The sequence below is a fragment of the Moraxella sp. CTOTU49803 genome, assembly GCF_032097965.1.
GTDB lineage: Bacteria > Pseudomonadota > Gammaproteobacteria > Pseudomonadales > Moraxellaceae > Faucicola > Faucicola tetraodonis.
This window is the reverse complement of sequence record NZ_DAMCJP010000022.1, coordinates 1-7,445: the sequence shown is the minus strand read 5'-3', so window position 1 is coordinate 7,445 and position 7,445 is coordinate 1. Positions and strand designations below refer to the sequence as shown.

Sequence of the window (7,445 nt, the reverse complement as noted above, 5' to 3'; positions counted from 1 at the left end):
CGTGTTGCCTTGGTTGCTAAAGCCAAAGCCGCAGGATTAACTGACGCCCAAGCTAATGCCTATGCAGCAGCTAACAAAGAAGCAACCGCTGCTGCTGCTCAAAAGGCATTAGATAATTTAGTTGCTGAAAAATTAGCCGCTGAAAAAGCTGCCGCCGAAAAAGCCGAAGCAGAACGTTTAGCGAAGATCGAAGCCAACCGTGTTGCCTTGGTTGCTAAAGCCAAAGCCGCAGGATTAACTGACGCCCAAGCTAATGCCTATGCAGCAGCTAATAAAGAAGCTAGCGTAGAAGCTGCACAAACTGCCCTTGATGGTATCGTGGCGGAAAACAAGCGCATTGCTGATAAAAAAGCTGACTTGACTGCTAAAGCGCAAACTGCTGGCTTAAATGCTGATCGCGCTAAAGCATTTGCGGATAGTAATGTCAATACGGCAGATGGTGATGTGGCTGGTGCATTGACTGCTGCTGTGGCTAATGCGGTAGTTGCGGATAAGGGTGGTAATTATACAGGTAGTGGCTTAACCAATGACACGAAAGTTACCTCACAAGAAGCAGGTTATGGGCAAATTACCACGCCTTATGGTACAACCTACACAAGTTACACTAAAACCGAGAAATCGGTTGATAAGACCTATAATCAACCTTATTCGGTAGTGGTAGGTAAGGGTACAATCAGTACAACTACAGATAATTATAGTAGCTCTAACTCATCGACTTCGAGTACGTTTAAGATTGATAAAGTCGCTGGTCTAGCTACTCTTGACCAAAATATACCAACTACTGGTAAAGCCGTATACACCGGCGGTGCATTCTCAGCTGCATCTGATAATGGCAAGTTAAATTATCTGATTGATTTTGATAAGCGCAAAGGTTCAGGCGATATTCAAGGCTTAAATGAATTTGGTGATATTAAATTAAAAGAAGCTAATCTGACTAAAGTCAATCTCAATGGCAAATCAGTTACTGGTGTAAGTGGTAGTGCGCAAGCGAATGCAGCAGGCTCCTATACGCTGGGTCTGTTCGGTCCACAGGCTGATGAAGTGGCAGGTAAAGCCACGATTGGTCAAAAAGAAATCGGCTTTGCAGGTCAAAAAGATGCTAATGCTACCTTGAAAAAGGTCGCAACTGATGCAGGTTTATCTGTCACACGTGCCCAAGCTTATGCTGATGCCTATGTTGGTAAAGATAATGCCGCTGATGCGTTAAAAGCAGCATTGCAAACCCAAACTGATGACTTAGCTAAGTTAGTTGCACAGGGTACTACTATCGGTTTAACTGATAGTCATGCACAAACCTATGCTAAAGCTAACTTAGATACTGCTGAAGCTAATTTGAAGGCTGGTTTGGAAACAGAAGCAAAAGCGCAAGCACTTGAAATGAAGCAGACTTTAGCGAAACAGAGTGAATTGGATAATTCATATGCTAGCCTAAATGGCTCAGCAATAAAGAACATTGATGAAAATACAGTTAATTCTCAGGGAGCTGTAACAATTCGTCAGGGTGATCGAAGTATATATGCTCAGCCATATTCTATGGTTATTGGTACAAATATTTATAAATATGTTAAAGACGATGTTACTCAGCCTACCAGTAGTATTAGCTTTGATTTGACAGGATTGGTTACCCAATCAGCCATGCTACCATCTGAAGGTAGAGCAACTTATACAGGTAAAGCCTCTCATGAACGTTGGCAGAATATATACGACATGGATTTAACCTATAATGTTGATTTTACAAAACGTACTGGTTCAGGGTATGCAATCAAAGGATACTCAACTGACCACTTGGGTGGAAAAGTAACTCTTAATGAAGGCAGTATCACTAAAATGAACTTATTAGGTAATGAGGTCATGGGGATAAGCAGTTCAGCCAAAGGACTTAACGGAATATCAGGAAATTATGAAATTGGTTTCTTTGGTCCAGAAGCCCAAGAAATTAGTGGTACTTTGAAAATGAATAGTACTTGGGGTAACTTTGGTTTAGGCGCAACACGCGGCGACATTACCAAATAACCCACCCATCTAAAAACCCTTTATAGCCGTCTGAATTAGTCCACTAGTTCAGACGGTTTATCATATCTGACGGTATCTTATTCATGAATACAAAGCACCTCTTAGTCTATAGCCTACTCGCTACGCTCACCACACCCGCCTTTGCCGATATCACCACCACCCCCGACCCGACGGTGTTTTTTGACAAAGACCCCCAAGTCAAACCGGATTTACTGCTGAACCAGCCCAAAATCGCCACCCCGACCGTCGCACCGGTTGCATCAGATAACACTCTGGAAACACGTATCAACGCCGCCATCATGGGCAAAGACTGGGTACAACTAGAACAACTGCTCAAGCAATACCAACAGGTGGCTGACAAAGACCAAACCCTTTATGACTATGGTTTGGGCGCACTGTATCGCCATCAGGGCAAACAAAAACAAGCAATTGCTTTATACCGTCAGATTTTAGCACGGCAACCGGATTTGCATTACCCACGTTTTGACTTAGCCATGATGCTGTTTGAAGACAAACAATATCAAGCTGCCAAGACTGAATTAGAGCTTGCTCAACCGCATTTAGCCCTGCCACTACAGCGATTAGTCGATCAAATTCTAGCCAACATGCAAAAGGCACAACGTTGGCAACCGAGCCTAAATTTAAGTTATGAATCCACCGATAACGTCAATCAGGCTTCCGATCTCAAAGAAATTAGATTGGGTAATGCCACTTTTGTCCGTAGCGGCGATTCCTTACCTCAGTCGGCACACGGTATCGACTATACGTTGGGTGCATCACGTGAACTAAACTTAAGCAGTAATCATTATTTATATAGCAACTTCGAGGTCGATGGCGTCGATTATTGGGATAACCATGACTATAGCGAGATCACCGCAAGAGCCAATTTAGGCTACCGCTATAAGGATATTCACCAATCATGGGGTATTATTCCACTGTTTGAACAAAACTGGTTAGGTGGCGATCGCTACAACCAAAACTATGGCGCCACCCTTGAATATAATCGTCAGCTTAATCAACAATGGCAACTCTCAGGCAATGTTGGGCATATTCAAAAACGCTATCAAGATAGCAGTATCGCCGATCGTTATAATGGTCATAGCAACAGTATTGCTGGGCTTGTATTGTATCAACCAAAGCCAAATTGGTTAGTGTATGGTGGGGCTGACTATATGCGCGATGACTTATCTGATGAAGCAGAATCTTCGAACCGAAAAGGTATTCGATTAGGTGGCGTGTATTCTACTGAACAACTTGTCTGGCGTGGCAGTATGCGCTATGCCAAGCGAGATTTTTGGGCAGATAATTTCTGGTATAACAAAAAACGCCATGATGACGAATATCAGTTCAATGCCAGCTTGTCGCATAAAAAATTACAATGGCATGGATTTAAACCAAAGTTAAACTATAGCTATCAAAAAATTGCGAGTAATTTAGATTTATATGACCGCCAAAATAATAATTGGTTTATCTCTTTTGATAAGAATTTTTAATTAAATAAGGTCAGCACAGAATTCGGAAAAAATAGTACGTTAAGTATTTTATATTGAATTTAAGTTACTGGAATTTAAATAATTTTGTTATTTTCCAGAAAATGGCAGTTTATTCAAAAAGCTATAATTTACAGTTTTATATTTTTGAATATTAAATAAGTATCTAAGTTCACAATTTAATACCTTGGTCTTGGCGAGGAATACTTCGGTTTTTCAGGCTCAGGCGGTTTAGGCTTAATATCTATCGGTTTTGCAACCCAATCCATCTCATCTGCTCCAATGTGATACTTTTTAGCGTGTTGCTCGGCTTTGTGGGCATAAATGCCTTTGAAGTCAGCTTGGGCTTGTTTGGTTCGCTCATTTTTGGAGGCAATGGTCTCTTTTTTGGCATTGGGGGTTGTGGTGTTGCTAGGGTCGGCAATTTGTTTGGCTTGATAATTGGTAAAGTCAAAGCCTTCATCAAACACAAAGCCTTTCAATCGTATCGGTTTTTGCGCATTGGCAGGGGTCACGCTGATAAATTTGGTACTTTGCCGTGTGACCGTTAGCCCAATCTCAGGCATCGCCTCCAGCTCTTTGATAACATCCTCACGCTTTTTGAGTTTGCCACTCATGAGTTTAAAGCGTAGGTATGCTTCGATTTGCGTTTTAAGGCTCTTATAGCTCATTTTAGGGCTTTGGTTGCTGTCATAAGGGTTTATTAGCCTAGCATGGCTTACATCGTCAGGATCGCTTAATTTAAAGCGATTATTGGTCAGTGTTTGCCAGGCTCGAAAATACTTGGCATCTTGACCATGATAGTAAGGTTGCAACCGTTTACCTGTGTAAAGTTCAGTATTGGGTATCAGAAAGTTTAACTCTAGGCGTGGTTTGCCTGTTTTAGGGTCTTTCTTGTCAGTATGCTCGACCCAAAGTACGTTATACCTATCATGTGCCATTCCTGCAAACATGGCTTTCTCAAAGTCTTGAATGATTGCCTGTTTATCTGCCTCACTAATCGCATCAGGGGCTTCTTCAAACGATAACACCCCTGCGGTATATCTTCGAGCAAAGTTACTGCTGTTAATCATCGCTTGAGTTACCACAGGGTTACCACTGAATATCCTTGCCCCAGCTCTTAATTGACCTTCACTCATATAATCGTTACCCAGCAGATAATTGATAGGGGCATTACCTGAGCCTTTGCCTCGGCTAAAAATTTTCAACAGCATACCAATTCCCCTTTAATCCTGTTCCGATTGGGCGACAAGTTGGTCAAGCAAGGCATTGGCTTTAACCAATTCCTGCAATACTTGGATGTCTAGCTGTTTTTCGGTATTGGCGTGCCTGGCGATTTGATTCAGATTACTACCAATGCGAGCAAGGTGGCGGATGAGATCAGGGTCAGCCTGGCGAATCGGTACAGCGCCCAACCCTAAGTCTCGAAGCCACCCTGCTAGACTTTTGGTTTTACGTTGTTGTAGTTCGTTCCATTCAGTTTCGGTTAGACGTATTTTGACCTCTAGGGTGCGTTTTGTGCCTTTGATTTTGGGCATGGCAGTTCTCTTATTGGGTCAGTTGTTACAAGCCCAACGTAGTCAGACAGATGCCCTTTTGGCGGTCTGACTCGTTGGGATTGTTCGGGGTCTTGGGGTGTCCCCAAGCCAGTATCACTATACCACATTTTAGCGATAGCATAAAAAGGGGTATTAGTGTGTACTGGCTTTATTAGATTGAAATGAGGTGTATGTAGTTAGTTTGAATGGAGTGTGTGTATAGGGTATAGTTGAAGCGTTTGTAGTGAGTTATGTTAGGTGTTTGTAGATAGATTTTCTAAGTGTCTGTAGTTGGTATATTTTGGAGATATAGTTATGGAATCTGGTGATGTAAAGGCAGTTAAGTCCGTGAAGGTTGGTCAGTCGAAAGGGGCTAGTCGTTCTAATGAAGTACGAAAAGCTAAGACCAAGGGGGTGATTTTTTTCTTAAGATGCTTGAATGCTCGTGCGAATACGTCCGAGTTTCTGCGGTATTATCATTTTAAGCATTTGCCGTATAACTATCGCCTCCAGTTGGTGAGAGATTTTGATGAGCTACCGCATTTTAATGATCAGTTCTTTGAGATGATGAATAGTTATCGTGCGATGAAAATTATGCAGATTCTAGGTATGAATGTGAATCGGGGTCATTTGACGTGTTTTAGTGGTGCTCCGTATGGTAATGCTAAGGTTGAGCAAAATCACCAAGAATGTGAGTTTATGTTGTCTTTGATTCAAGAGAATAAGAAAGTTTATAAAAAGATGCTAAATCGGTTTATTGAGGCTTTTGTGTATGATTTAAAACTGGGTTGGAATATTGATGATAAGACTGAAAAGTGATGTTCAAAATTGCTATTTTTTAGCTTTTAATTTTTAAAAATAAAAAATCTCTTTTTTATAGTTTTATAGTTTTATAGTTTTATAGGGGGTCGGAAAGCCGCTAGGGTTAAGGGTTTTTAGCGTTATATAAATACGTTTGGTCGGCAATATAAATACGTTTGGTCGGCAATATAAATACGTTTGGTCGGCAATATAAATACGTTTGGTCGGCAATATAAATACAGAAATATATTTTGTATTTATAAATTAAAAATATTAAGATGTATTTATATTTATAAGGATGTTTTAGCATGGGAAATTTAGTGGTTAAAGACAATGCGTTAATCGAAGCTAGTCACAAATTGAGTGAAGTTGAGCAACGTTTAATTTTATTGGCAATTTTAAAGGCTCGTGAAGTTGGTGATAAAGTTGAAGAATTAAAAGATAAAGAATTGGTCATCCATGCTAGTGATTACATGAATGCGTTTGGTGTTGATAGGGATGCAGGGTATAAGAGCCTTAAAAAAGCGGTAATGGGTTTATATCAAGCTGAATGGGGCTATCACTATATCAATTCTAAAGGCAATGTGGTTGTGCGTTATGAACGCTTTACCCAATCTGCGGTTTATATCGAAAATGAAGCGACAGTGAAATTTATGTTTGCCAATGCCATTATTCCCATGCTCGTTGAGTTGGAACGTAACTTTACCAGTTATGAGATTGAGCAAGTGGCACATCTACGAAGTCGCTATGCCATGCGGTTGTATGAGTGCTTGATTCGCTTTAAAGCCAGTAAAACACTGACCATTACCTTAGATGAGTTGCGCTTTCGCTTTGGTTTGTTGCCTGATGAATATATTTTAATGAGTAATTTTAAAAATAGGGTTTTAGACTTAGCAGTCAGAGAAATTAATGCTAATACCGATATTACCGTCAGTTACGACCAGCACAAACAAGGTCGTACCATTACAGGCTTTACCTTTAAGTTTAAAACCACCAAAGCCAAAACTGCTAAAGCGGACAAAGCCGATCGTGACCCCAATACGCTTGATTTGTTTGTGACGATGACAGATAAACAGAGATTTGCTTTTGCTAACAAAATTTCTCGACTACCTGAAGCCTCTCATTTGGCGAAAGGGCAAGCGAATACCAGTTATGATGCCTTTGCCGAACAAATCGCTAAGGATTTATTGAATAACGACAAGCAAAAGGTTTACTTACCTTTTTTGCAGAAGGTGGGATTTAAAAACCTCTTAGATCCTGTCTGATTTTAGTTTACCAGTACAGAAATACAATAGAAAAATTTATAGACAAAAATAAATATTTAGATACAATAATGAAATATAGTTGATTATATCTAATTAATTGAAACTTCAATAATATTTAATTTGGATTCTTAAAATGCTTTCTCGTTTACCTAAAATTGGTGCTTTTACTCTTTTATCACTAAGCATAGCTGCGTGTAGTAGTAATAATCATAATAATAATTCTATAAAACCTACACCTATTCCAAACTCATCAAGTACAGATGCTGAAAAAGCTGCTGCCATTGAAGCCAACCGTGTTGCCTTGGTTGCTAAAGCCAAAGCCGCAGGATTGACCGATG

General features: G+C 40.3%; 7 protein-coding genes. 5 read left to right on the top strand and 2 right to left on the bottom strand.

The window, feature by feature from the left end:
* Positions 1 to 2,013 (top strand): factor H binding protein domain-containing protein (locus RT422_RS12030; RefSeq protein ID WP_313422509.1); only part of this gene is annotated, 2,013 nt, incomplete at its 5' end.
* A gap of 83 nt (positions 2,014 to 2,096) precedes the next feature.
* Positions 2,097 to 3,506, top strand: coding sequence for a surface lipoprotein assembly modifier (locus RT422_RS12025; protein WP_313422507.1), 1,410 nt, complete (start codon positions 2,097 to 2,099; stop codon positions 3,504 to 3,506).
* Between the two features lie 176 nt (positions 3,507 to 3,682).
* On the opposite strand, the gene RT422_RS12020 is transcribed toward RT422_RS12025, so the two are convergent.
* Positions 3,683 to 4,717, bottom strand: a complete 1,035-nt coding sequence (locus RT422_RS12020) for a relaxase/mobilization nuclease domain-containing protein (protein WP_284035348.1) — start codon at positions 4,715 to 4,717, stop codon at positions 3,683 to 3,685.
* Positions 4,718 to 4,729: 12 nt separating this feature from the next.
* The gene (locus RT422_RS12015) at positions 4,730 to 5,041 is read right to left on the bottom strand and encodes a MobC family plasmid mobilization relaxosome protein (RefSeq protein WP_284035347.1); all 312 of its coding nucleotides are present in this window, start codon (positions 5,039 to 5,041) and stop codon (positions 4,730 to 4,732) included.
* A gap of 315 nt (positions 5,042 to 5,356) precedes the next feature.
* Between RT422_RS12015 and RT422_RS12010 the strand changes: the two genes are divergently transcribed.
* From RT422_RS12010 to RT422_RS12000, 3 genes are all read left to right on the top strand, one after another.
* Entirely contained in the window at positions 5,357 to 5,860 is a 504-nt protein-coding gene (locus tag RT422_RS12010; protein WP_284035346.1) for a hypothetical protein, read from the top strand.
* A gap of 290 nt (positions 5,861 to 6,150) precedes the next feature.
* Complete coding sequence (gene repM / locus RT422_RS12005) at positions 6,151 to 7,107, top strand: replication initiation protein RepM (RefSeq protein ID WP_284035345.1); 957 nt, start codon at positions 6,151 to 6,153, stop codon at positions 7,105 to 7,107.
* A 133-nt stretch (positions 7,108 to 7,240) separates the two neighbouring features.
* Positions 7,241 to 7,445, top strand: a 205-nt coding sequence (locus tag RT422_RS12000) for a hypothetical protein (RefSeq protein WP_313422504.1), incomplete at its 3' end; no start/stop codon positions are given.